The sequence below is a fragment of the Mesorhizobium sp. XAP4 genome, assembly GCF_029269325.1.
GTDB classification, from domain to species: domain Bacteria; phylum Pseudomonadota; class Alphaproteobacteria; order Rhizobiales; family Rhizobiaceae; genus Mesorhizobium; species Mesorhizobium ciceri.
Window position 1 is genome coordinate 495,924 of the sequence record NZ_JARIXW010000005.1, and the last position, 22,086, is coordinate 518,009.

Genomic DNA, 22,086 nt, shown 5'->3' on the forward strand with positions numbered 1-22,086 from the left:
GCGCTGTCTGTGCTTCTTCCTCAATTCCTCAATTCCTCAATTCCACAGTTCTTCCCTTGGCCTGCCGCGCCGTTGCCAGGCCAACGCCGAATGTCGTGATCGCCATGCCGGAAATCTGAAGTGCGTTGAGTTGCTCGTCGAACAGGGCCCAGGCGATGATCGCCGTCACCGCCGGCACCAGGTAGAACAGCGAGGCCACCTTCGACATCTCGCCGTCGCGGATCATCACCATCAGGAGGAAGATGGCGCCGAGCGACAGCACCAGCACCAGCCAGGCCATGGCGAAGATCAGTTCGCCATTGATGACGACGGTGTGGGTTTCGAAGGCGAGGGAGGCGACGAGCATCAGCGAGCCACCGCCGACATATTGCCACATGGTCGCCGCGACGAGGTCGCCGCCGGAGGCAAAGCGCTTCTGCCAGATGGTGCCGGCGCTCATGCCGAGCACCGAAACCAGCGAGGCTGTCAATGTCGCCGCGGTCACGCCGCCGCCGAGCGCGCCGAGCTTCGGCCACAGCACGATGACGATGCCGATAAGGCCGATGCCAAGGCCAAGCCAATGGCGCGGCAGGATCGCCTCGCCGAGAAACTTGCCGGCAAGCACCGCCGTGATCAGCGGCTGCAGGCCGACGATGAGGGCCGAAAAGCCGGCCGGCATGCCCCTGTGGATGGCCCAGAACACAGCGCCGAGATAGACGCCATGCATCAGGATGCCCGCGCCGGTGGCATGCAGCGCCTCCTCGCGGGTGGCTTTTTTCGAACCCAATACAAGCATCAGGACGGCCAGCAGGATGGCGGCGATGACGAACCGCGCGGCGAGGAAGGTGAACGGCTCCGCCCATGGCATGGCGTAGCGTGCGCCAATGAAGCCGGTCGCCCACAGAACGACGAAGGTGGCGGGAATGAACCGCTTGATGCTGTGCATGTTCCGGAGTCCGCCGCACTGGAGAGAATTGCCGTGGCGATGCTCTAATCCCGTTCACCCCGGCGCGCAAAGCGAAACGGTTGATCCATAGATCACCGGAATTCAACGCCGGCCCATCTGGGGTGGCTTCTTGGTCTCACCGGGCTCAAAGCCCGACCATTCGCCTGATGTCGTCAGGCGATGCGCCGGCATGGCGCAAGGCGGCAAGGCCGGTATCGCCCAGGCTCTTCGACAGTTTTCGCCCGTCGGGCCCGAGGATGAGGCGATGATGGAAATAGGCCGGTTGCGGCAGTCCCAGGAGTTGCTGCAGCAGGCGCTGCACGCCGGTGGCGGAAAACAGATCTTGTCCGCGCACGACGTGGCTGACACCTTGCAGGGCATCGTCCATGACGACGGCGAGGTGGTAGCTGGTCGGGATATCGCGGCGCGCCACGATCACGTCGCCCCAGTCCTGCGGACGGGCTTCGATCGAGCGTGTCGCGGAAAGCGTCTCGTCGGCGAATTCGGTCCAAGACAGGTCCTTGCCGACACGCGCCAAGGCGGCATCGACATCCAGCCGCCAGGCGAAGGGCGCATTCCCGGCGATCCGCCGCTGGCGTTCCTTGACTGGCAGCGCCTTGTCAGCGGCGGGGTAGAGCGGCACGCCATCGGGATCGCGCGGCCAGTCGCGCCCACGCTTTTCACTGTCGGTGATGAAGGCGCGGATCTCGCCACGGCTCATGAAGGCGGGATAGACGAGTTCCTCCCGGACCAGCCGCTCGAGCACCGCCTGGTATTCGGCGAAATGCTCGGATTGGCGGCGCACCGGCTCTTCCCAGCCAAGCCCCAGCCATTTCAGGTCGGCAAGCACGCCGGCCTCGAATTGCGGCGTGCAGCGCGTCGTGTCGATATCCTCGATGCGCAGCAGCAGGCGGCCGTCTGCCCGTGCCGCCAGCTTCCGGTTGAGCAGCGCCGAATAGGCGTGGCCGAGATGCAGGTCGCCATTGGGGCTGGGCGCGAAGCGGAATGTCAGGAGTGTCATCTCTGCGGCGGCAATCGGGTTGTGCGGCGGTTTTGCCAATTGCTACCGTGCTGCCGGTTCAGGAACAAGAAAGCATGCAGCGTATCGCGACATCGGACGACATTGCCCGGGGGCTCGATGCGCTTTGCGTGATCGACCCGCGCCTGGAAAAGGTGCGCGGCATGGCCGGCGAGGTGCCGCTGCGGCTGTCCGAACCGGGGTTTCGAAGCCTGGCGTCGATCGTCGTCTCGCAGCAAGTGTCCCGCGCCAGCGCCGATGCGATCTTCGGCCGGCTGACCAAGCTCGTCGATCCGCTGACGCCGCAGGCCATCCTGGCCGCCGGCGAGGACATGTTTCGCGAGGCCGGCCTGTCGCGGCCGAAGCAGCGTGGCCTGATCGCAATTGCCCAGGCCGTGGTCGACGGCCTCGACCTGCATCACCTCTGTTCCCTCGATGCCCAGGAGGCGATCACGACGATGACGGCGGTGTCCGGCATCGGTCCGTGGACGGCGGAAGTGTACCTTTTATTCGCCGCCGGGCACCCCGACATTTTCCCCGCGCGTGATGTCGCGCTGCAGAGCGCGGTCGGCCACGCGCTCGGCATCGAGCCGCGTCCGCCGGAGAAAACGCTGATCGCATTGGCCGAATCATGGAGCCCGTGGCGAGGTGTCGCATCGCGGCTTTTCTGGTCCTATTATCGTGAAACCAGAGGGCGGGACGCCGCGCCGCCGGCCTGAATCCGCGAAAAATCATAAAAATCATGCATTTTTGGCGCTTTAGCGACGCGACAATCCGCTTCACATCCCTGTCATGTCGGGCTTACAGTATCCGTGCCGTTCGGGTCTAGAACCAAGGAGGTGAACACGTGACGGTTGCCGTATCTCCGGATGGGCTTCCAGCACTGGTGCTGAATGCGGATTACCGTCCGCTCAGCTATTACCCCTTGTCGCTCTGGTCGTGGCAGGACGCTATCAAGGCGGTGTTCCTCGACCGGGTGAACATCGTCGCCGAATACGAGCACGCCGTCTCCTCGCCGACCTTCTCGATGAAGCTGCCGAGCGTTGTCAGTCTTAAGGCCTATGTGAAGCCCTCCAGGCACCCGGCCTTCACCCGCTTCAACGTCTTCCTGCGCGATCGCTTCCAGTGCCAATATTGCGGCACGCCGGAGGACCTGACCTTCGATCACGTCATCCCCCGCCATCGCGGCGGCGCGACGACGTGGGAGAATGTCGTTGCCGCCTGCTCGCCGTGCAATTTGAGGAAGGGCGGCATGATGCCGGCGCACGCCAAGATGTGGCCGCTGCAGAAGCCTTTCCAGCCGACGGTGCACGATCTGCACAACAATGGCCGCCTGTTTCCGCCCAACCATCTGCATGAGAGCTGGATGGATTATCTGTACTGGGATGTCGAACTCGAACCCTGAGATCGTTCGAGAATTCGGGAGGCTGGCCGCCTGAAGCGATTTTCTGCGCTTCCGGCCTTCGCCGGCCGAAGCACTCGTGGTGTTCGTGGCGGTTGAGGCTACGGTCGGCATAGGCCGGTGCTCACGGGTTCCTCAGACCATGATAATCTGACGCTCCCCGATATCGCGGGCTCAGTCGCGCTCACTTATCAGCGGCTTCGCGCTTAAGGACCGGCTTCCCCCACTCCGTCGCTGCTTCGCAGCGCCACCTCTCCCCCCCGGAGGGAGAGGAAGGGAGCCTCTCTTAGAGGAGTCCTGGCTACAACAGGCTCGCGCCCTTCCTCTACCCCGTCGATCGGGGGAGAGGTGGCTCGGCGAAGCCGAGACGGAGTGGGGGTCGACTTGGCTCGGATGTCGAAAGCTGCGCCTATCCGACTCAGCCCGGCGAATTTTTGCGCGAACTCTGCGTCGCGCCGTTCAATCGAATTGGCTTAGTCGCGGGTGAGGGCGCCGCGGAAGGCGACGGCGGCGAGGATCAGGCTGGCGATGGCGTTCCAGCCGGCCAGCGACAGGCCAAGGATGCGCAAGGCGGCCTTGTCGCAGGATGGCGGCACGAATTTGTCGAGCGCGTCGAGCACGCCCTTGCCGCCGGTGTCGACCGGCCCGGCGCCCGCCGTGCAATCGGTCGGGCCGGCCCACCACTGCCATTCGACGCCGGAGTGGTAGACGCCGAGATAGAGGCCGTAGAGCATCAGGATGCCGCCGACGGCCAGCAGGCCGCGCGTCAGCCAGCTGGGTGCGTGCAGCATCGACGCAATCACCGCCAGCACCATCAGCGGCACGCCGATATAGTAGGGCGTGCGCTGTTCGAGGCAGAGGTGGCAGGGGATGTAGCCGCCGAGATACTGGAAGCCGAGCGCCGAGCCGACGGTGGCGGCCATGGCGACGGCGAGGAACAAGGCGGTCAGCGTGCGCTGGCGTCCGGTGTCGGCATTCATGGTCGCTGTCATTTCAATCGGTCCGTCCGGCTCGCAATGGTAATGTTCAGAACGCGTATTTGACCAGGATATAGAGCAAAATCAGGGCAACCGCGCCGGCGCCGGCGATCAGACCGAGGCGCTTTTCGATGAATTCGCGGATCGGTTCGCCATAGCGGCGCAGCAGCCAGGCGAGCAGCAGGAAGCGGGCGCCGCGGGCCACGATCGCCAGCACGATGAACAGCAGCAAATTGACGCCGATGACGCCGGACAGGATCGTCACCACCTTGATCGGCGGCAGGTGGGCGGCACCCGATGTGATCAGCATCAGGACGATGAAGCCGACGCCGGCGCCCGCGCGCAGTTGCTCGAACTCGTCGTACTTGCCGTAGAATTCGAGGATCGGCCTGGCGACCGCGTCATAGGCATAGTGGCCGATGAACCAGCCGGCGATGCCGCCCAGCACCGAGGCGACGGTGGCGATCAGCGCATAGCGGTAGGCGCGATCCGGCCGCGACAGCGCCATCGGCAGATAGAGCACGTCGGCCGGCACCAGGAACACCGAGCTTTCGACGAAGGCGATGAAGGCCAGCCACCATTCGGCGGATTTGCGGGCCGCCAGCGACAGGGTCCAGTCGTAAAGTCCGCGAAGCATCGGCACTCCTAATGCGTGTCGTTCAATTGCAGGCAGGTTGGGGTGTAACGGCATGCACAGAACAAAGACCCAGCGCACGCCATCCGTCCCCGCAGACGTGCCGCGCTTTGATGCGCCGCCTGTCTAGAAAGATTTTCCGCGCTGCACAATGGCAGCCCCGTCACGAAATCGAAAGGCGCAGTTTGGTCGCATCCGGGGCGACGAGGAATTGGCCAGTTGACGAACAGGCCTCCAACCGTATAGTCCCGCGCCATCCAGGCCGCCCGGCCTGAGCCCCTATGGCGGAATTGGTAGACGCGCTCGACTCAAAAAGGGTTTTGTCTACCATATCCACAGAAATCACAACGAAGTGAAAAAGTCGTGGTTTCAAGGGGTTAATGAAACAGAAGTTTGAGGCCTCGAAACTGGAAATTCGCTCTAGGTGCAGTATAGGTGCAGAGAGCGACGGACAGAATCGGCGGCAAATGTGCGGGTGTGGTGGAATTGGTAGACGCGCTGGATTCAAAATCCAGTTCCGAAAGGAGTGCCGGTTCGACCCCGGCCACCCGCACCATCTTTTCGATCTCTTAACGTTGCCTTCTGCTGAAACTCATCCGGCAATGGCGTCATGGTTTCGGGCGTTCGATTGGCTTCACCGTCACAATTCTCCGAAATCACGCGATTCAGCCGCTTTGGACGCCGTTGCAGCGACCGCACCAGTGATGGATGGGACAGACAGGTAAGCAAAATCAAATAGTTGCGGAAGGTCATGTGCAAAAACCGCACACGAAAGTTCTGCTTCTCTTCTTTTTTCGTTCGCACGACAGAGCCGCCGACAGTCCTATTTGGACGCTCTTTTGCCGACGATATTGGCCGCTTCATCGCGGACGTTCGCTGCAATATCCGTGGGCCGTAATGTCTGATGCGGCCTCCAATTCCCCTGAGGTTTCTGGAAGCTTTTCGAACTTTCTGGGTGGCGCCTCAGCCCGAATTGCGGTTGCTTTTGGACAAAATGGGGCACTCGATCCGGTTTTGGGCATCATGAACGCGTCGACTTCTGGCACATGCGCCAGATTGCGCATCAGCACGAACTTCCAAGCGTGCTACCTTTTGAACTGCAGCTTTGCGCCCTATGTCGGCCGTAGAGATAAAATTTATCGCTTTTGAACGCAGACATCGCCAGCGACCAGGTAACCATGGTTGCGCCGGTTTGGGTCATTTCTCTATTTAAAATAGAGTAGCAGTTTGCCAGAAACAGAGCGCTGGCCGCGAAACATGACACATAAAGCGACGAGTCCAGGTCGTCGAGTTCCAGCGAAAATGCGACGTCAACCAGATGTGCGAAGTACCCAGCGCGTACTATCTGAATAAAGACTAATCAAGGAAAGTGGCGGGGTATCGATTCGCCAGTATGAAGTCAGCGGCGCCGCCAATATGTGGATCATGGCTGTCCGCACCACCGCCGGGTGGGTAATCACTATCAGTTGCCCGCCTGCCGACCGCATCGAATCCAGGAATCCTGCGGTTCGGCTGGCAACTTGAGTGAGTGACTCACCGCCTCCAGGAACGTAAGCGGGATCCGCTCGAAATGCGGCAAGGGCTCCAGGCTGCTCCGCCTCGATATTCTCCAACGTCTTGCCTTCCCAAAAGCCGTAGTTCTGGTCTCGCAGGCTGTCGATCACCGTTGCACTAAGCCCCAGCAACTCGGCTGTCTGCCTGGCGCGCAGCGATGGCGCCACGAACACACGATCTGCCCTTAAAAAATGCTGCCCAAGAGCCCGCGCCAATTCGATCGAGCGCTTTTCCAGCGGCGCGTCGAGCGGAAATCCACCCTTGCGCATCTGGTGCGTGATACCGCTGCAAACCAGCGTCAAGCGTGTTGCTCTCATCCTGCCATGCGGTAGCTGCCTATATCGTCGTGATGGCGATCGCTGAATATGCGCTGCCGCCCATCAACGAGGTGCCCGAGCAGTTTTCCGCTGTTGTATTGTGGGATTTCCGCGTCGCTTCACTCGGCATCCAGACAGTGCTTTGGGCTGCGATCGGCGTGTTGTTCGGAGCGGTCGCCGAGCGCAGGCTGGTTGACCGTCGCGACGGTCGACCGGTGACGAGCGTAGCGGTCCGCTAGGTTATTACGTGATGCCGCGGCGCATCCTGATGTCCACGCGTGTCGCGGCATGGTGTGTCTGCGTTTTGCTTGTCTCGATGATTGCGGGATCGGCGCAGGCGCATCGGCAGAAGTCAGACCTGGACAGCTCAGGTCTTGAAATTCCCGCTTTGACTCACGGCCAAATGGCCGTGGTCGCCGACTATCGCGGCGAAATTCTCGACCTGGCGGCCCGTCAAAACCGCACGGACGAAACGTTTCGCAGGCTGTTGAACTTCGCCAACTTGCAGTATGCCGCCTGTTTTTGGGGGCTGATGCCCGGCAGCATTGGAAATGAGACAAGCCCCTTCAATGAATGCAGCCATGCCTATCTGTCAGCGATGCATGCAGCGCTGATGCATCTGCGCGAGATGTCAGCAGACAAACCGGTCGTCGAGGCGCTGATATCGCGGATCGACGCGGACATGATGCGGAACCGCGCGTCGTTCGTCATGTGTCAGTTTAGCGGCGAGACCTTCAGTACGGCTTCACTGGTCATGCCGGACTGGTGGAACATCCTCTGGCACCTGCCCAGCCTCATTGCGGTAGGCACCATCTTTTTGGCGGCGATGGCAGGTCTTCTTGCTGTTCTGCTACCAATTCGCACTTGCCGCTACTGGAGCGTCTGGTCATCGATGCCCTGGCAGTGACTCTGCCGGGGAGCACGGAACTCTGATTCCCGGACCGGTATTTCGAAGATGATCGCGACGACGCGCCGTTGGAGCGAGTTTCGCAATGTGGAAACCGGGATCGAGCCCCCTTTTCAGGCGGCGTCAGCCTCGGATATGCTTCCCTGATTTTGCGGCGGCGTTATCCTGTCGTACTCCACGCAAGACCTGATCGACAAGTCCATTACCGTACTCCTCGGTAAGTGGGGCAAACTTCAGCAGCAGGCGAAGATAGATCGCGCCGAAGAGAGCATCGATCAGCAAGATCGGATCAGTGTCGGTTGAAAACTCGCCTCTGGCCTTGCCGCGTTCGACATCAGCGGCCGCCCCTGCGCGCCGTACGGCGATGTGCTTGTCATAGAGTTCTTGCAAGACCGCAGGATCGCTTTGACCCTCTGCAATCAGGTCGGCGAAGAACTTGCCAAACAGGCCGTTGAACTCGCCGATCAGGATACGCACCCTGCCACGCAGGGCTTCCTCTGCGGTCGCCGCTTCAACCGCATCCAGTTGACCCGAAACACGCTCCTGGAACATCGCCATGATCAGTGCGGCCTTGTTCGGCCACCATTTGTAGAGCGTGGGTTTGCCCACCCCGGCGCGCTTGGCGATGGCTTCCATGGTCAGGTCGCGAGCCGAGGTCTCCTGCAGCAGCTCGTAGACAGCATCCATGATTGCCGAGTGTGCTTCGGCGGCATCGCTTCGGGGTCGACCGGAGCGGGGTGTTGAAACGGGGTTTTTGGACATCGAGCCAAATTAACAGAACGGCACGTAAAGACAATTGACGTCGATTTATAATTACGCTACGTTTCGTTAATTGAAATTGGATACGATCCACCCAGTAGAGAGGACGGTCATGAAATCGGCAACCATCCAAAACCCAGCTCGGCCCCGGCCGCGGATTACAACACACCCGCTAACCACTGAGGACGCTGCCGTCATGGTGGCACTACGCGGCCTCGCCGCGCCAAATAAAGGTCGAATGCAGGGCGTCGGCGCTCGCGGCACGTTCGACACCATCATGAGCAAGGTCGGAGCGCCCGAGGGCGTCACCTATCGACCCGATGCCGTGGGCGGCGTCCCGGGTTGGTGGTGCATCCCAAGCGACGCCGCGGCCGGGCAGGCGCTCCTGCATTGCCATGGTGGCTGGTTCAACTGGGGCACTGCGGAGGCGTTCCGCCACCTGGTAGGGCACATAGCCGCTCGGGCCAAAACGGAAGCCTTCATTCCCGATTATCGGCTGGCCCCCGAACATCCCTTTCCCTCCGGATTGAACGACGTTGAAGCCGCTTATGATGGCCTGGTCGCAGCAGGCGCCCAGCGGATCGTCATCCTCGGCGACTCAGCGGGAGGCAACCTCGCGCTTTCGCTGCTCTCAATCCTTACGGACCGCTCCTCCACCCATACCGTCAGACCAGCCGGAGCGGTCGTATTGTCGCCGGTGACGGACCTGACGCTTTCGGGTCCGTCCTGGGAGAGCCGTGCGATCGCCGACCCATACTTCACGCGGGTCCAGGTTGTAGAACTGGTCCGCTCGTACCTTGCTGGCCACGACCCAGCCGATCCTCTGGCTTCGCCATTATACGGGAGCTTGGTGGGTCTCCCTCCGGTGCGCGTACATGTCGGCGACGACGAGATGCTCCTTGATGACGCCACGCGCTATGTCGAGCGGGCCGTGGCGGCAGAGGTCGATGCCACGCTCGACATTTGGAACGGCATGCCGCACGGCTTTCTATCCGGCGTCGGCCACCTGTCGGCGGCGGACAAGGCGCTGGACGCAATTGGAGAATTTCTGACCGGGAGCTTGGCCTCCGGTGGCAGTCGAGCGTAGCTCCTTACTGGAGGCCTGTGCCGGAGCCATTTCAGTCATCAGCTCATCCAGTGCCGGTGACTGGCTGCTTAGCGCAACTGCCGCAAAAGCGCGGGCGGTGGCCGGAATCTCGATCTCGAATTGCGTTGGTGCGAAGTCGAACCGGCGCAGGAATTTGCTGGCATCCACCTCATAGGGGCGATCCCAGGTGTACCGAACGTCCCAGACCTCCTTGAGGAAACGGTCGAACAGCCCGGCCAGCGAAGGGTTGCGGCTGATTAGCCTTTGCGACATCAATATTCCGACCGACTTGGCCGAAGCAACTGCTAGACGTGAGCGCGTGACCAGGGCCATGCGTCATGATAGGTTTTTCCTACGGTAATGGCTCAATACTATCGATTTCTCTTTTCAAGCCCGCACGGCTACGTTCTGCCCACACCGGCCATGTTCCGAGGGGGCATTCGCTGGCAGTTTTAAGAAGATCTGGGAGGATCGTTTGATGTTGAATATAGAGGACGAGCGAGTTGCTGCTACGAGCGAGCAGACTTCCGATACGTTGGCTCAGGACATCGTGGGAGACCGTGGCGCGCCGTCATTGAAGCGCCGTGACCTTCTCAAGGCGGGCGCCGCGCTTGGGCTTGCTGCGGTGATGCCGCTGGTCAATATCCGGCGCAGTCCTGCCGCGAGTCTGCCGACGCTGGTTAGTTCGCTCCGCTCGCTGTCCAATCCTTATCACGCGACGTTGAACAAGGGCGCTGCTGCTTTCGCCAAGTCGGTCGGCGCCGAATACGTCACGCTCGTGACGGAATCGAATAGCGAGAAGGCTCTCGCCGACATCAAGGCCATCCTGAGCAAGACAGACGGAAACTGCGTCATCGACGTCGATCCCAACGATACACCTGACGCTCGCGCGATCGTGGAGGTCTGCAAGAAGGCCGGCGCCTATGTTCTCACTATGTGGAACAAGCCCGACGACCTTCATCCCTGGGACAACAACCCCAACTACGTTGCCCATATTTCGTTCAGCGGCGTGGCGTCCGGTAAGGCCACTGGCGAGGCGCTGATCAAGGCGATGGGCGGCAAGGGCGGCATCGTGGCGATTGGCGGCAGCCAGTCGGCCACAGCGGGGATCGAGCGCAAGAAGGGCCTCGATGCGGCGCTCGCGGCCAACCCCGGCGTGCAACTGCTAGATTATCAGATTGCAAACTGGTCGGCCAACGAGGCGATTGATAAGATGAATGCCTGGCTGACCAAGTTCGGCGATCAGATCGGCGGCGTCTGGGCTGCCAACGACGATATGGCGCTGGCGGCCGTCGAGGCGCTGAGGGCCGACGGGCGGGCCGGCAAGGTGCCGGTCACCGGCTTGGACGCCACGCAGCTCGCGGTCGAGGCGATCCAGAAGGGTGAGATGGTTGGCACGGTCAGCTTTGAACCATATTGGCATGGCGGCATTGCCCTCGCGATTGGTCTTGCGGCCAAGACAGGCAAGTTCGATCCGGCCAAGGAACCTAAGGAGCATCGCGAGTTCTATGGGACCGGCCCCGTCGTGACGGCCGCCAACGCGGACGAGTTCTACCAGAACAACTTCTTGGCCGAGCCGAAGTTCGACTGGAACGATCTCTGGGGTCGTGTCAGCGGGCAGATCACCTATGAATAGACTGATCAAAGCTTCGCCGCTCTACCGCTGCAGACGACGTCTAGGCTACCGTTCCCAATGAGTAGTGAAGCAACGCCGGCCAAGTTGAGCACGGGCAGCCAGGCTCGACGCTTGAGTAAGCTGAGGGCTGGTAGGTTCGCCAGCTGGATCCCTGTCGCCGTTCTGGTTCTGCTCTGCGGAGTGATCGGCGCCATCGACCCGGTGTTCTTCACGGCCGGGAATATCGTGCGCGTGCTGCAGACCGCAATGATTCCCCTCGTGCTTGGGCTGGGAGCGACCTTCGTGATCCTGCTCGGTTCAATCGACCTGTCGGTCGAGGGGGTGCTGACTTTGAGCGCCGTGCTGATCTGCTTCACGGTTCTTAATGGTGCCAACGGCAATGACTTCGGTCTTTGGGGCGTCGCGCTGGTTTTTGCAGTTGGCGCCCTGGTCGGCCTCGTCAACGGGCTGATCCACGTCTGGCTCCGCATCCCGTCCTTCATGGTAACGCTGGGCATGTGGTTTGTGGGTGTGGGTACTGCCAATGCATTGCTCGGCGGTCTCGCAGTCCGCGTAAATGATCCGATCATTCGCGGCATCGCGATAAATCGCGTGCTGGGGCTTCCGTGGGGAGTCTGGATCGCGGTCGCGGCGCTGGGAATAGCCTGGGTGATCCAGTCCTATACCCGCCTCGGGCGCCACATATACGCGCTCGGCGGCGGGGAGGATCTGGCGGCTTTGTCGGGTATTTCGGTTGCGCGCGTTCGACTGCAGACCTTCATGCTGGCCGGCGTCTTTTACGCGCTCGGCGGCGTGCTGGCCGTCGCCCAGCTTGGCTTCGGCAATGCTCAGATTGGCCATGACCGGCTGTTCACGACCATCGCAGCCGTTGTGGTGGGTGGGACGTCGCTATCGGGCGGGGAGGGAGGCGTTCTCCAGACGCTGGTCGGCGTACTGATCGTCGTGGTCCTGGCGAACGGCATGGTGCTTATGGGCATCCCACCAAGCGTACAGCAGGCGGTTCAGGGGATATTGATCATAGCTGCAGTGGCGCTGTCGTCGAGCCGCAAGCGTGCCAGGATTGTTAAATGAGCGAGTTAGCTTCTCTCACTCTCCGAGACGTCGACAAGCGCTTCCCAGGCGTGCACGCTTTGAAAAACGTTTCACTCGATATCCGCCCAAATGAGGTGGTGGGCCTCGTCGGCGAGAATGGCGCCGGCAAGTCGACGCTGATGCGCATCCTCGCCGGCGTCTACCAGCCGGATTCGGGCGAGATCCTGCAAGATGGGAAACCGATCCTCCTCACCGACGCGGCCCACGCCAACAGCGTAGGCATCGGCATGGTGTTCCAAGAGCAGTCGCTGCTGCTGAACCTGTCGGTCGGCGAGAACATCTATCTCGGTCAGGAGAAGCAGTTCCTGCGGTTCGGGCTGATGAACTGGCGTGCGCTCCATGCGGCGGCACGGCGGCAGCTTGAAAAGGTGGATCTTGACATCGACCCGCGCACCCGCGCCGCCGATCTCGATTTTGCCACCCGGCAGATGGTGGAACTCGCCAAAGCATTGACGCTGGAGGAGACTGCGTCCGGACAACTCGTCATCCTGCTCGACGAACCGACGTCGGTTCTCGACAAGGCTGAGATCGCGATCTTGTTCCGGCGTGTCCGGGCCCTCAAGGCGCGTGCATCATTCGTGTTCGTGTCACACCGGCTCGACGAGGTTCTCGAACTCAGCGACCGCGTCTATGTGATGAAGGATGGCGCCGTGGTCGCGACGCTCCCCGCCGCAGAGGCCGACGTTGCAACGCTGCATCGCCTTATGGTCGGCCGTGGACTTCAGTCCGAATTTTACCGAGAGCCGCTGCAAAAGCCGCCGCGCGACAACGTCGTGCTGGAGGCGGAGGGCTTGGGCCTCGCGAACGGCTACCGCGATGTAAGCTTCGCTTTGCATGCGGGTGAGATCATCGGAATCGCGGGTGTCATCGGCTCGGGGCGCGAAGAGTTGACCCGTACGCTCGCTGGGCTCGCCCCGCACCACATCGGACGGCTGAAGGTCGATGGGCGGACCGTCCGATTTGGCACGCCCGCGGATGCCGTCCACTGCGGGATCGGATATCTGCCGCGCGAGCGCCGGATCGAAGGGCTGGTGATGTTCCTATCGGTCGGGGCCAATATCGCGCTGCCAAGTCTTCACAACCTCAAGAGCAACGGTCTGATCAACACGCGTCTCGAGCGCAACGCCGCCAGCGGCTGGGTTGAGCGCCTTGGCATCAAAACCCCTGGCATCGACACACTTTGCGTGGGCTTGTCGGGCGGCAACCAACAAAAGGTCGTGCTCGCCAAGTGGCTGCAGGCCAAATCGCGCATCCTTATTCTCGACCATCCCACGCGGGGGCTCGACGTTGGCGCGAAGGAAGACGTCTACGAACTTGTCCGCGCCGTCACGGCCGAGGGCATTGCCGTGATCCTTACTTCGGACACGCTGGAGGAGACTATTGGTCTCAGCCATCATGTGCTCGTGATGCGCGATGGTGTCATCACACACCGTGCCGAAGCCGCCGCGGGACGCAAGCCCCAGCAGATCGACCTCATTGGCCACATGGTTTGAAACGAATGACCATTTTCACCCGCCAACAGGCCGACCGCCTTCGCAGCTCACTGCCGCTGATTGCCCTTTTCGTGCTGATGGCCGGCGTCGGTATCGTCGAGCCGCGCTTCCTTCAGCCCGACGTTCTGCTGCAGCTTGCCGACGATACAGTGGTACTAATGGTGCTCGCGGTTGGCGTGAGCTTCGTAATCATGCTCGGCGGCATCGACCTGTCGATCCAGGCCATGGCGTCGCTGGCTAGTGTCGTGATGGCGCTGACCGTTTCGCGGCTCGGCTACGGCGCCTTTCCGCTGGCGGTTCTGATCGGTGTCTTGTCTGGCGCGTGCGCGGGAGTGGCTCATGTGAAGCTCAAGGTTCCGTCCTTCATTGCCACCATGGCGGTTGGCGGCGTCCTTGCCGGCATGGCGCTTTTGCTGTCGAATGAGCGCTCGATCTCGCTCGTTGAAAGCCAGCGCGTCTATCTCACGTGGATCACCGGACGAAGTCTCGGGCTGCCCAACAGCTTATTCATCGGAGCCGCGCTGGTGGCTGTCGTGGCCGTGTTGCAGAGCCGAACCCGGTTCGGTCGATACAGCGCCGCCATTGGAGCAGGCGAGGCCGCGGCCTATGCGTCCGGCGTGCGTGTCGACCGCGAGAAAATCAAGGCCTTCGCTCTGTCGTCCGGCTGTGCCGCGCTGGCCGGCGTGATCTTGGCTAGCCGCCTCGCAAGCGGATCTCCGACCCTCGCAAACGAGTTGCTCTTGCCCGCGATCGCAGCCGTGGTGGTAGGTGGCACTGCGATCACGGGTGGGGTCGGCAGCATTTGGCGCACGCTGGTCGGCGCCCTCATTATCTCGGTCGTGCGCACAGGCATGACGTTCGTTGGGATTGAAATCTTCGCGCAGCAGATTGTGTTTGGTGTTGTCTTAGTCGTCGCGGTCGTGGTGACGATCGACAGGACCAAAATACCGATAGTCAAATAGACTCCGTGCTCGATCACCTGACGGTGCATATCAATTGGAAAGCCAACATAGGTTTGCGAAATGGTCATGACCACGAATAAATCGATACTCGAAGATAAAGCGAAGCCGTCACTAGACGTGAGTGGCAAGAAGGTCGTTGTTGTTGGCGGCAAGTTTGGGATTGGCCTTGGGATTGCACAGGCCGCCCGCAGCGCTGGCGCGACTGTCGTCATCGCCAGCCGCCGCCAGACCTCGCCTGCAGAACATCCGGAGCTTGCTGGCTTCGAGCAATTCACCCTCGACATGCGCGATGAGGCGGCTGTCCGAACGGCTTTCGACGCCATCGGCGCTCTCGACCACCTCGTGGTCGCGTCTGGGCCGGAACCCAGCTCCTTTGGCTCGTTCATGGACGACGATATGCGCGCTGTGCGTGGGATTATGGAAACCAAGTTTCTTGGTACATGGGCCTGCGCACGCTACGCGACGCCTCACATGCTGCCAGGCGGTTCGATGACGTTCATGACCGGTGGCACCGGAGCACGCTCAAAGGCTGGTTTCGCAGCCGGCACTGCCAGCTTTGCCGCGGTTGAGGCGCTCTCGCGTTCGCTGGCCCTGGATGTCGCTCCCATCCGAGTCAACACGATCCGACCTGGTTTTATCGACACCGACATGTGGGACGCACTCCCCGGCGCCGATCGAGAAGCTATAAAGGACAAGGTGCGCGCGAACTTCCCTGCACGAAGGGTCGGCACCCCAGCCGATGTCGGCCATGCCGCGCTGTTCCTCATGACCAACCCGTATGTAACCGGCACGGTGATCGAGGTATCCGGGGGCGAATTGCTCGTTGACTGGCTCTTCTGACATCCTTGGTATCAGCTTGGTGCACGCATGGCACCTGCCTTAAGGCTCGTTGACATTCCCGCATCCGTTTGTTCTGCTACCAGGCGAGAGTTGCAGCATCGGCGTCCGCCGAACATTGAGGGGATGGCGTGTGACACGTTTGTTGGCAACAAGGGGTTCGGCGACGAAGAATTGCGCGCCGAACCGAAGCAGCGCGACGTTGCGGCCGTGATCCCGCCACACGCAAACCGCAAAGCATTGATTCCGTGCAACTTCGCCATCTATCGATGGCGCCATCTGATCGAAAATGTCTTCTGCAGCCTGAAACAGAACCTCCGCATCGCAACGCACTTCGACAAAACCGATCAGGGCTTCGCTGCGTTCATAGGCCTCGCGGCGCTTCGGCCTGCGTCGCGATGAACGTCAACGAGCGTTAGCGCAAAGGCTGCGCAATGACCATAACTCTGGCCCAGATCAAAGCTTTCGAGCGCATCGCTCGTCTCGGTAGTTTTCACGCCGCCGCACGCCAATTAAACCGGACGCAACCGAGCGTATCGGAACGAATTCGCGAGCTCGAAGATAGCTTGGGCGTGCAGCTTTTTGTGCGGCGTGGTCCCAAGATCAGCCTGACTGCACAAGGCGCGCGTCTTCTCGGGTTTGCGGACCAACTCCTGGGTGCTGCCGATCAATTGATCGGACATTTCAAGACCAACACGCCCCTAGAAGGCATTGTGCGGTTCGGCGCACACGAGAGCTTCTGCCTAATCTGCCTGACAGACCTGATCCAGCGCCTCAATGAACTCTACCCCAACCTCACGGCTTTGGTGCGGGTCGGCGACACAGCTACGATCAGCCAGCTCCTCAACGATCAGCAGCTGGATCTTGCGGTGGTGACCGAACCGGAGGTGTCGGACGACGTCGTGCGGGAGACAATCGGCGTGAACCAATTCGGCTGGTTCGTCAGCGCATCGCTCGATCTAGGGTTCGGGCTCGGCGCAGTCAGCCCAACGATGCTCTGCCCTCATCACCTGATCATCAGCCCGCCGCCAGCCAGAATCTACGCGATGGCGATGCGCTGGTTCGCGCAGGTTGGAGCGGTACCCCAGCACCTGAGCATGTGCAACAGCGTGTCAGTCTCGAAGCTGACGATACTGCGGGGGGTGGCGGTTGGGCTCTTGCCAGTGCGTGTCATGGAAGAGGAGTTGGCACGGGGGCTGGTGACACAGGTCATGACGATCCCGCCGGTTCCGGGTCCCAAGGTGTGGTTATGTCACCAGCCGCATCAGTTTGGGCCCAATATCCGGCAGATTGCCGACACTGTCCGAGAGGTCGCCGACAACCACCGGCTGTTCCGCTGACCAGAGTGATGGCGAGACCCTGCCGCCTTGCTTGATCAGATTATCCTATTATGACGCCAGAAATTATCAATTTTTCCGTGGAACAAGTACCTGCTAAGCACGTGCATAACGAGCACGTCCGGAGCGCGGTGTTTGCCGTGGTCGGCTTCGATTGGTGGGAGAATGGCATTGGCAATAGCAGGCGAGACGATACCGTCCCAGCGCGGACAAGCCGTGGTGACTGGTGCCCCCTTCGATTACGAGAAACTCGACGACCTACTCGAACGCGCTGGTATCGACGTGCTCATTGTCTCGTCGAAGCATAATTTGCGTTACATGCTGGGCGGCTATTCCTTCTTTTTCTTCGAGCAGGCCGATGCTATCGGGGTGGGCCGTTATGTGCCGCTTCTCGTCTATCAGCGCGGGCATGTTGAACGAACATGCTACATCGGAATTGGGACGGAGCGGAGCGAAGTTGCCAACGGTGCGCTCTGGGCGCCCGAACTCATCGTCGGCTGGTACGGTCCAGGCGCCATGCAGGCCGCGGTCGAGCATATCAAGCGGCTCGGCATGGCTGGAGGCCGCATAGGTATAGAGACAGCCTTTCTCGGTGCTGACTCGGTCGGAGTTCTGCATGCAGCATTGCCGCAAGCAGCAGTGGTTGACGCTCTTCTCCCGCTCGAGCGTTTCCGCGCCGTCAAGACGCCGCAAGAGCTCGACAACTTGCGGGAGGCGTCTGAGAAGGTTGTGGATTCGATGCTCACCGTCTTTGCCACGCATGGCCCGGGCAGTTCCACGCGCGATATCGCCGAAGCGTTACGTCAGGAGGAGACCCGACGCGGGTTGCATTTTGACTACTGCCTGATTGCCGCAGGTGTGAGCCAAAATCGCGCTCCCGCTGATAGGTTTCTTTGGGAGGAGGGCGACATCCTGTCGTTGGACTCGGGCGGCAGCTACCGAGGCTATATAGGCGACTTATGCCGGATGGGCATCCAGGGCGAGCCGGACGCGGAACTGGAGGATCTTCTCGCCCAGGTAGACGAGATACAGCAGGCGGCTCGGCAACCTGTCAAGGCAGGGGCGCTGGGAGGAAGCATTTACGAGTCCGTGGATGGCTTGCTTCGCCGATCTCCCCACGCCGGGGTTCTCGAGTTTGTGGCGCATGGCATGGGCCTCATCTCCCACGAGGTGCCCCGGTTGACTGGAACAGGCCCCATTCCTTATCCCGACCATCATTCTGGAGAGCCGCTTGAGGCCGGCATGGTGCTCTCGATCGAGACGACTATTGCCCATGCGCGACGTGGTTTTATCAAGCTTGAAGACACGCTCGTCGTTACGCCAACCGCCTGGGAGGCGTTCGGCGACCGCGGCCGGGGCTGGAACCTCGGCGCCAGCACAACGCGAAGGTAACAACAAGCATGATCTACGTGCTTGCCAAGTTCACGGTGCACACCGAGCACCGCGCCGCCTTTCTGGAGCATTCCCGGAAAGTGATCGCCGAGACGGTGAAGGAGCCGGGTTGCATCGCCTACGATGTGGCCGAGAGCACCACCAACACGAACTCCTTCACTTCTATTGAGCAATGGGAGACGCGCGAGGCACTGGGAAGGCACTTCGAGACCCCGCACCTTAAGGAGTGGGCACGCATTCTCGTACCCATGACCGCTACGCTGGAAACGGACGTTATCCATTCCGAAAAGATCGAGAAACTGCAGCCGCGGTCCGCGCCGTGTGGGGTTTCTTGTTGGCCCGATATAACTCTTGCCTGAGGCTACGGGCGGCGGTTCGTCGAAATGTTTCTCGACCTGACCTACCCGTTCTCCGCGAAGGCCCTTTGGCAAGTTGTAACGAATAGTAACAGGCCGAGTTCGCGTCGGCGCTCCCCCATGCCGGCCCGGGAATGTAGCCGCGGCGGTCGTATTCCTCCCATCCGAGGCGGCCGGATTCAACACGGGCACCAATCTGCGTGTCGACGGCAGCTTGGTCACGACGCTCTGAGGGAGATGGAACGATGCCGATCGATTTGACAGGCCAGCGTGTCGTCGTTGTAGGGGCGGCTGGCGGCATTGGGAAGGCGACTGCCGAAGCGTTCTCCGCCGCAGGGGCGCACGTCGTCGTGGCGGGTCGCACGAAAGCGACGGTAGATGCGGTCGCCCGGGCAATCCGTGGCGAGGCGATCCAACTCGACGTGCGCAACAACGATCAGGTGGAGGCGCTGTTCGCGGACCGACCACCATTCGACCACGTCATTGTGGCCGCGGCGAGCACCATCGCCGGCCCGGTCGCGCGTCTTGCGCTAGACGATGCCATGGCGGCGATGGAGAGTAAATTCTGGGGCGCTTATCGGATCGCGCGCGCCGCGAAGATCAATGATGGCGGTTCGATCACCTTCGTGTCCGGCGTGCTGGCGCAGCGACCCTCTGCCACCTCGGTGCTGCAGGGCGCGATTAACGCAGCGCTCGAGGCGCTGGCCCGCGGGCTCGCACTTGAGCGGGCGCCCGTTCGGGTGAACACGATTTCCCCTGGCCTCATTGATACCCCGCTGCACGACAGGTTGGCCGCCGATGCCCGCCACGCACTCTACGAGAAAATGACAACGACGCTGCCCGCTCGCCGCATGGGGCAGGCAGGGGATGTGGCGCAGGCCATCGTCTTCGTTGCAACCAATGCCTTCGTCACCGGATCGACGGTGAGCGTCGATGGCGGAGGCCGGATCTCCTGACACTGTTTCCTAAGAACCACCGAGCAGAGAAGTGAAGTTACCGATGGCGCTTGAAAATCCTTCGCGGCTCATCGGTATCGGACTGATCAGAGCCACGCCCGGACGCGGCTGGGCAGGCATTGCGCATGTCCCTGCGATTCGCCTTCAGGCCGTCAGCTTGTCGGCGCACGGATCAATCTTGCTCGGCCGCTTCGCGTAGCGAACCTCGACCCGATGATTCCGCAGTTTGAATGCTTCGCCACCCGTGTTTCGGGCAATTGCTCACCGAACTGGACGAGGCCACGGCAATCGCGTCGGGCGGCGGGAGCCCGCGTGGCCGGCTGCGCATCAGCGCACCGCTATTGTTCTCCCAGACGGGGATGGGCCAGTTGGCGGCCGAATTTGGGATGAAATACCCCAGGTGCGCCTAGAGGTGACAGCGGAAGACCACGAGGTGGACATGGTCGAGGAGGCCTCTTGCAGCGCATTGTCGCGTTCGGCGCGCCGGAAGCCGTGAAGGGCGAGTGCACCGTGTCGGAACTGGCCACCGATAGGGCGTGCATCCGACGACGATCCATTAGTGGAAGAAGGCGCTACTTAACGGGGCGGCACGGATATTTCGAGCGGAGCGCGAAAAGAGCGCTGAGGCCGACGAGGAGACTGTTCGTGCACCCGGTGACGTGGGGAAAATATTGGGCGCTTCATTCATGTACGTTCAAGTGAGGCATAGGTCCGATGGATTGATGCAGGGGCGCCCCCTGCATCAAGCAACTTCCTGCCAATGCTATTCCTGAACGGCATAAGCGCTATTCCCCATACACTGATTATCACCCGATTAGGATACCTCCATGATCAAGCTTGGGATGAGCCGGTCGGCCATTCCACAATTATAAATGGAGGAGAAATGACCAAGATTGACAACAAGGATGCGATGTTCACCCGTCGTGTCATGCTCGCAGGTGGTACGATTGCGGCGACAGGTCTATTGGGAACTGCGGCAACGCAGCTAATAGCGCCAAGCGCAGCTCGCGCGGCGTCCTCTCCCGAAAGCAACATCGCGTTGGAGATATACCATGGACTCGTGCAGAATGATTTTGATCGCTGGGATGCAGTCGTTCATCCAGATGTGAAGGCGAATAGTCCCGCGGGCCGTGACATCGGCGGCTTGGAGAACCTGAAGAAGTGGCAGCAGGCGTTCACCGACGCTTTTAGCCTGCGTGTTGACTTGGTCGACCATTTTGTATCCGGTGATCGTGGATTGATGACCGTTACTCTGCACTGGACGCATGATCGCGGACCAATCGGTGGAATTGCACCAACCGGCAAAAGCGGCACGTCGATCGAGAGCTTTCTGTTTCGCATTAAAGACGGAAAGGTTGTGGAATGGAATGTCGCCGACCAGTCGCTCGACCTTGCCATTTATCTGCACGACCAGGGAATGAAGATGCCGACCAATGTGACCCCGCCTGTCGAGATCAAGGGCTAGCTCATATCTTCAAGGGGTCGCGATAACTCCGAAAAGGGAGGCGCATGCAAATCATGCGCCTCCCTCAGTGCTGTCACGAAATAATCGGTCACCCGCCGAACGCGGGACGAGACTAGGCGGCGGCTTGGCCAGATCAGGCTGACGTCGACGGTCTCCTGCAAGAACTCGTCGAGAACGGTAATGATATCGGGATGCCCCAGCTCTTTGGAAAGTGAGAGGCGGGTAAACAGCCCGATCCCGACGCCGGCCAGCACGCTCGCACGGATCGCCTCCATGCTATTAGAACTCAGGTTCCCGGACACCGGCACGCTGAATTTGCCTTGCGCACCTACGAACCGCCATTTGGCGACGTTGTTGGTCCCCTTATAAATCAAGCAATTATGGTGCGCCAAGTCGTCCGGTGTAGCCGGGATGCCGTGTCGGTCGAAATACTGCCGCGAGCCGGCACACACCAGGCTGGATCGGGAAACATGACGGACGACCGAATCGAGTTCACTGACGGAGCCGACACGGATGGTGAGATCAATCCGATCGTCGACCATGTCGCGCACCGAGTCCGACAGTACCAGATCGATTTTCAGTTCCGGGTACATGGCCAGCAGGGCCGGAATCAGTGGTAGGACATGGAGGCGACCGAAGGTCGCTGCCGCCGCGATCCTGACCTGACCTGCAACATTCGGCGTTTTACTGCTCATTTCGAAGTCGGCCGAGCCGATTTCCTCGACCAGTGGCCTAGTGCGTTGGTAGTAGCTCTGACCGTCGTCGGTCAAGGTAACGCTGCGAGTGCTGCGGTTGAAGAGCAGTACACCCAAGCGGCGTTCCAATGCGCCCACCGCTTTGCTGATTGAGGACTGTGTGTCGCCCGTTCTGCGCGCCGCGGCAGAAAAGCCTCCGGCCTCGACGACCGCGATGAAAGCGGATAGTTCATGGAATCGGTCCATCTAACTCTTTCCCGGGAGCTGTGAATAGATATTCTGAAT

At 61.0% G+C, this 22,086-nt stretch carries 23 protein-coding genes, 1 tRNA gene and 1 pseudogene; 18 read left to right on the top strand and 7 right to left on the bottom strand.

Features of this window, described 5'->3' with window-relative positions; all coding sequences use genetic code 11:
* Positions 1 to 28: 28 nt before the first annotated feature.
* Together P3C39_RS23790 and gluQRS are read right to left on the bottom strand one after the other, a co-directional pair.
* A complete protein-coding gene (locus P3C39_RS23790) occupies positions 29 to 925 on the bottom strand; it encodes a DMT family transporter (protein ID WP_013529431.1) in 897 nt (298 codons plus the stop codon).
* 145 nt (positions 926 to 1,070) lie between these two features.
* Positions 1,071 to 1,946 (bottom strand): tRNA glutamyl-Q(34) synthetase GluQRS, encoded by an 876-nt coding sequence (gene gluQRS / locus P3C39_RS23795; RefSeq protein WP_275954239.1) that lies wholly within the window; start codon positions 1,944 to 1,946, stop codon positions 1,071 to 1,073.
* Between the two features lie 74 nt (positions 1,947 to 2,020).
* On the opposite strand from gluQRS, the gene P3C39_RS23800 reads away from it, so the two are divergent.
* Both P3C39_RS23800 and P3C39_RS23805 read left to right on the top strand, forming a co-directional pair.
* Complete coding sequence (locus P3C39_RS23800; RefSeq protein ID WP_275954238.1) at positions 2,021 to 2,662, top strand: DNA-3-methyladenine glycosylase; 642 nt, start codon at positions 2,021 to 2,023, stop codon at positions 2,660 to 2,662.
* Between the two features lie 128 nt (positions 2,663 to 2,790).
* Positions 2,791 to 3,348 carry an HNH endonuclease gene (locus P3C39_RS23805; protein ID WP_006328497.1) on the top strand — a complete coding sequence of 186 codons (558 nt, stop codon included), beginning with the start codon at positions 2,791 to 2,793 and terminating at the stop codon, positions 3,346 to 3,348.
* 470 nt (positions 3,349 to 3,818) lie between these two features.
* Here P3C39_RS23805 and P3C39_RS23810 read toward each other — a convergent pair whose 3' ends face one another.
* Both P3C39_RS23810 and P3C39_RS23815 read right to left on the bottom strand, forming a co-directional pair.
* Positions 3,819 to 4,337 carry a disulfide bond formation protein B gene (locus tag P3C39_RS23810; RefSeq protein WP_013529434.1) on the bottom strand — a complete coding sequence of 173 codons (519 nt, stop codon included), beginning with the start codon at positions 4,335 to 4,337 and terminating at the stop codon, positions 3,819 to 3,821.
* Between the two features lie 34 nt (positions 4,338 to 4,371).
* Positions 4,372 to 4,959 carry a YqaA family protein gene (locus tag P3C39_RS23815; RefSeq protein WP_013529435.1) on the bottom strand — a complete coding sequence of 196 codons (588 nt, stop codon included), beginning with the start codon at positions 4,957 to 4,959 and terminating at the stop codon, positions 4,372 to 4,374.
* Positions 4,960 to 5,427: 468 nt separating this feature from the next.
* Here P3C39_RS23815 and P3C39_RS23820 point away from each other — a divergent pair.
* Positions 5,428 to 5,512: transfer RNA gene (locus P3C39_RS23820), tRNA-Leu, on the top strand.
* A gap of 754 nt (positions 5,513 to 6,266) precedes the next feature.
* On the opposite strand, the gene P3C39_RS23825 is transcribed toward P3C39_RS23820, so the two are convergent.
* Positions 6,267 to 6,812: a histidine phosphatase family protein gene (locus P3C39_RS23825; RefSeq protein WP_275954237.1), complete on the bottom strand. Its 546-nt coding sequence runs from the start codon at positions 6,810 to 6,812 to the stop codon at positions 6,267 to 6,269.
* A gap of 2 nt (positions 6,813 to 6,814) precedes the next feature.
* Here P3C39_RS23825 and P3C39_RS23830 point away from each other — a divergent pair, with 2 nt between their 5' ends.
* Positions 6,815 to 7,066 (top strand): CbtA family protein, encoded by a 252-nt coding sequence (locus P3C39_RS23830; RefSeq protein ID WP_275954236.1) that lies wholly within the window; start codon positions 6,815 to 6,817, stop codon positions 7,064 to 7,066.
* Between the two features lie 11 nt (positions 7,067 to 7,077).
* On the top strand, positions 7,078 to 7,734 hold the full coding sequence (locus P3C39_RS23835; RefSeq protein WP_275954235.1) for a hypothetical protein: 657 nt from the start codon (positions 7,078 to 7,080) through the stop codon (positions 7,732 to 7,734).
* A gap of 123 nt (positions 7,735 to 7,857) precedes the next feature.
* Here the strand turns inward: P3C39_RS23835 and P3C39_RS23840 are convergent, their stop codons facing one another.
* Positions 7,858 to 8,421 (bottom strand): TetR/AcrR family transcriptional regulator, encoded by a 564-nt coding sequence (locus tag P3C39_RS23840; RefSeq protein WP_275954234.1) that lies wholly within the window; start codon positions 8,419 to 8,421, stop codon positions 7,858 to 7,860.
* 268 nt (positions 8,422 to 8,689) lie between these two features.
* Between P3C39_RS23840 and P3C39_RS23845 the strand changes: the two genes are divergently transcribed.
* From P3C39_RS23845 to P3C39_RS23905, 13 genes and pseudogenes are all read left to right on the top strand, one after another.
* Positions 8,690 to 9,580 carry an alpha/beta hydrolase gene (locus P3C39_RS23845; RefSeq protein ID WP_275954233.1) on the top strand — a complete coding sequence of 297 codons (891 nt, stop codon included), beginning with the start codon at positions 8,690 to 8,692 and terminating at the stop codon, positions 9,578 to 9,580.
* A gap of 628 nt (positions 9,581 to 10,208) precedes the next feature.
* A complete protein-coding gene (locus P3C39_RS23850; RefSeq protein WP_275954416.1) occupies positions 10,209 to 11,216 on the top strand; it encodes a sugar ABC transporter substrate-binding protein in 1,008 nt (335 codons plus the stop codon).
* Positions 11,217 to 11,273: 57 nt separating this feature from the next.
* Entirely contained in the window at positions 11,274 to 12,287 is a 1,014-nt protein-coding gene (locus tag P3C39_RS23855; protein WP_275954232.1) for an ABC transporter permease, read from the top strand.
* Entirely contained in the window at positions 12,284 to 13,801 is a 1,518-nt protein-coding gene (locus P3C39_RS23860) for a sugar ABC transporter ATP-binding protein (protein ID WP_275954231.1), read from the top strand. The genes P3C39_RS23855 and P3C39_RS23860 overlap by 4 nt, the downstream gene beginning before the upstream one ends.
* 5 nt (positions 13,802 to 13,806) lie before the next feature.
* Complete coding sequence (locus P3C39_RS23865; RefSeq protein WP_275954230.1) at positions 13,807 to 14,763, top strand: ABC transporter permease; 957 nt, start codon at positions 13,807 to 13,809, stop codon at positions 14,761 to 14,763.
* Between the two features lie 66 nt (positions 14,764 to 14,829).
* Positions 14,830 to 15,603, top strand: coding sequence for an SDR family oxidoreductase (locus P3C39_RS23870; protein ID WP_275954229.1), 774 nt, complete (start codon positions 14,830 to 14,832; stop codon positions 15,601 to 15,603).
* Between the two features lie 90 nt (positions 15,604 to 15,693).
* Positions 15,694 to 16,002, top strand: a complete 309-nt coding sequence (locus P3C39_RS23875) for a hypothetical protein (RefSeq protein WP_275955455.1) — start codon at positions 15,694 to 15,696, stop codon at positions 16,000 to 16,002.
* Between the two features lie 32 nt (positions 16,003 to 16,034).
* On the top strand, positions 16,035 to 16,940 hold the full coding sequence (locus tag P3C39_RS23880) for a LysR family transcriptional regulator (protein ID WP_275954227.1): 906 nt from the start codon (positions 16,035 to 16,037) through the stop codon (positions 16,938 to 16,940).
* Between the two features lie 168 nt (positions 16,941 to 17,108).
* Positions 17,109 to 18,329 (top strand): Xaa-Pro peptidase family protein, encoded by a 1,221-nt coding sequence (locus P3C39_RS23885; protein WP_275954226.1) that lies wholly within the window; start codon positions 17,109 to 17,111, stop codon positions 18,327 to 18,329.
* Between the two features lie 8 nt (positions 18,330 to 18,337).
* A complete protein-coding gene (locus P3C39_RS23890; protein ID WP_275954225.1) occupies positions 18,338 to 18,688 on the top strand; it encodes a putative quinol monooxygenase in 351 nt (116 codons plus the stop codon).
* A gap of 242 nt (positions 18,689 to 18,930) precedes the next feature.
* Positions 18,931 to 19,641, top strand: coding sequence for an SDR family oxidoreductase (locus P3C39_RS23895; protein WP_275954224.1), 711 nt, complete (start codon positions 18,931 to 18,933; stop codon positions 19,639 to 19,641).
* A gap of 251 nt (positions 19,642 to 19,892) precedes the next feature.
* A pseudogene (locus tag P3C39_RS23900) lies at positions 19,893 to 20,092 on the top strand (LysR family transcriptional regulator); the annotation flags it as partial.
* A gap of 432 nt (positions 20,093 to 20,524) precedes the next feature.
* Complete coding sequence (locus P3C39_RS23905) at positions 20,525 to 21,106, top strand: ester cyclase (protein WP_275954223.1); 582 nt, start codon at positions 20,525 to 20,527, stop codon at positions 21,104 to 21,106.
* On the opposite strand, the gene P3C39_RS23910 is transcribed toward P3C39_RS23905, so the two are convergent.
* A complete protein-coding gene (locus P3C39_RS23910) occupies positions 21,103 to 22,047 on the bottom strand; it encodes a LysR family transcriptional regulator (RefSeq protein ID WP_275954222.1) in 945 nt (314 codons plus the stop codon). The genes P3C39_RS23905 and P3C39_RS23910 overlap by 4 nt on opposite strands.
* Positions 22,048 to 22,086 lie beyond the last annotated feature (39 nt).

Coding starts and splice junctions, on each gene's coding strand:
- P3C39_RS23790 (WP_013529431.1), bottom strand. CDS start 925: ATGCACAGCATCAAGCGGTTCATTCCCGCCACCTTCGTCGTTCTGTGG.
- gluQRS (WP_275954239.1), bottom strand. CDS start 1,946: ATGACACTCCTGACATTCCGCTTCGCGCCCAGCCCCAATGGCGACCTG.
- P3C39_RS23800 (WP_275954238.1), top strand. CDS start 2,021: ATGCAGCGTATCGCGACATCGGACGACATTGCCCGGGGGCTCGATGCG.
- P3C39_RS23810 (WP_013529434.1), bottom strand. CDS start 4,337: ATGACAGCGACCATGAATGCCGACACCGGACGCCAGCGCACGCTGACC.
- P3C39_RS23815 (WP_013529435.1), bottom strand. CDS start 4,959: ATGCTTCGCGGACTTTACGACTGGACCCTGTCGCTGGCGGCCCGCAAA.
- P3C39_RS23835 (WP_275954235.1), top strand. CDS start 7,078: ATGCCGCGGCGCATCCTGATGTCCACGCGTGTCGCGGCATGGTGTGTC.
- P3C39_RS23840 (WP_275954234.1), bottom strand. CDS start 8,421: ATGGATGCTGTCTACGAGCTGCTGCAGGAGACCTCGGCTCGCGACCTG.
- P3C39_RS23845 (WP_275954233.1), top strand. CDS start 8,690: ATGGTGGCACTACGCGGCCTCGCCGCGCCAAATAAAGGTCGAATGCAG.
- P3C39_RS23850 (WP_275954416.1), top strand. CDS start 10,209: ATGCCGCTGGTCAATATCCGGCGCAGTCCTGCCGCGAGTCTGCCGACG.
- P3C39_RS23855 (WP_275954232.1), top strand. CDS start 11,274: ATGAGTAGTGAAGCAACGCCGGCCAAGTTGAGCACGGGCAGCCAGGCT.
- P3C39_RS23860 (WP_275954231.1), top strand. CDS start 12,284: ATGAGCGAGTTAGCTTCTCTCACTCTCCGAGACGTCGACAAGCGCTTC.
- P3C39_RS23865 (WP_275954230.1), top strand. CDS start 13,807: ATGACCATTTTCACCCGCCAACAGGCCGACCGCCTTCGCAGCTCACTG.
- P3C39_RS23870 (WP_275954229.1), top strand. CDS start 14,830: ATGACCACGAATAAATCGATACTCGAAGATAAAGCGAAGCCGTCACTA.
- P3C39_RS23880 (WP_275954227.1), top strand. CDS start 16,035: ATGACCATAACTCTGGCCCAGATCAAAGCTTTCGAGCGCATCGCTCGT.
- P3C39_RS23890 (WP_275954225.1), top strand. CDS start 18,338: ATGATCTACGTGCTTGCCAAGTTCACGGTGCACACCGAGCACCGCGCC.
- P3C39_RS23895 (WP_275954224.1), top strand. CDS start 18,931: ATGCCGATCGATTTGACAGGCCAGCGTGTCGTCGTTGTAGGGGCGGCT.
- P3C39_RS23905 (WP_275954223.1), top strand. CDS start 20,525: ATGACCAAGATTGACAACAAGGATGCGATGTTCACCCGTCGTGTCATG.
- P3C39_RS23910 (WP_275954222.1), bottom strand. CDS start 22,047: ATGGACCGATTCCATGAACTATCCGCTTTCATCGCGGTCGTCGAGGCC.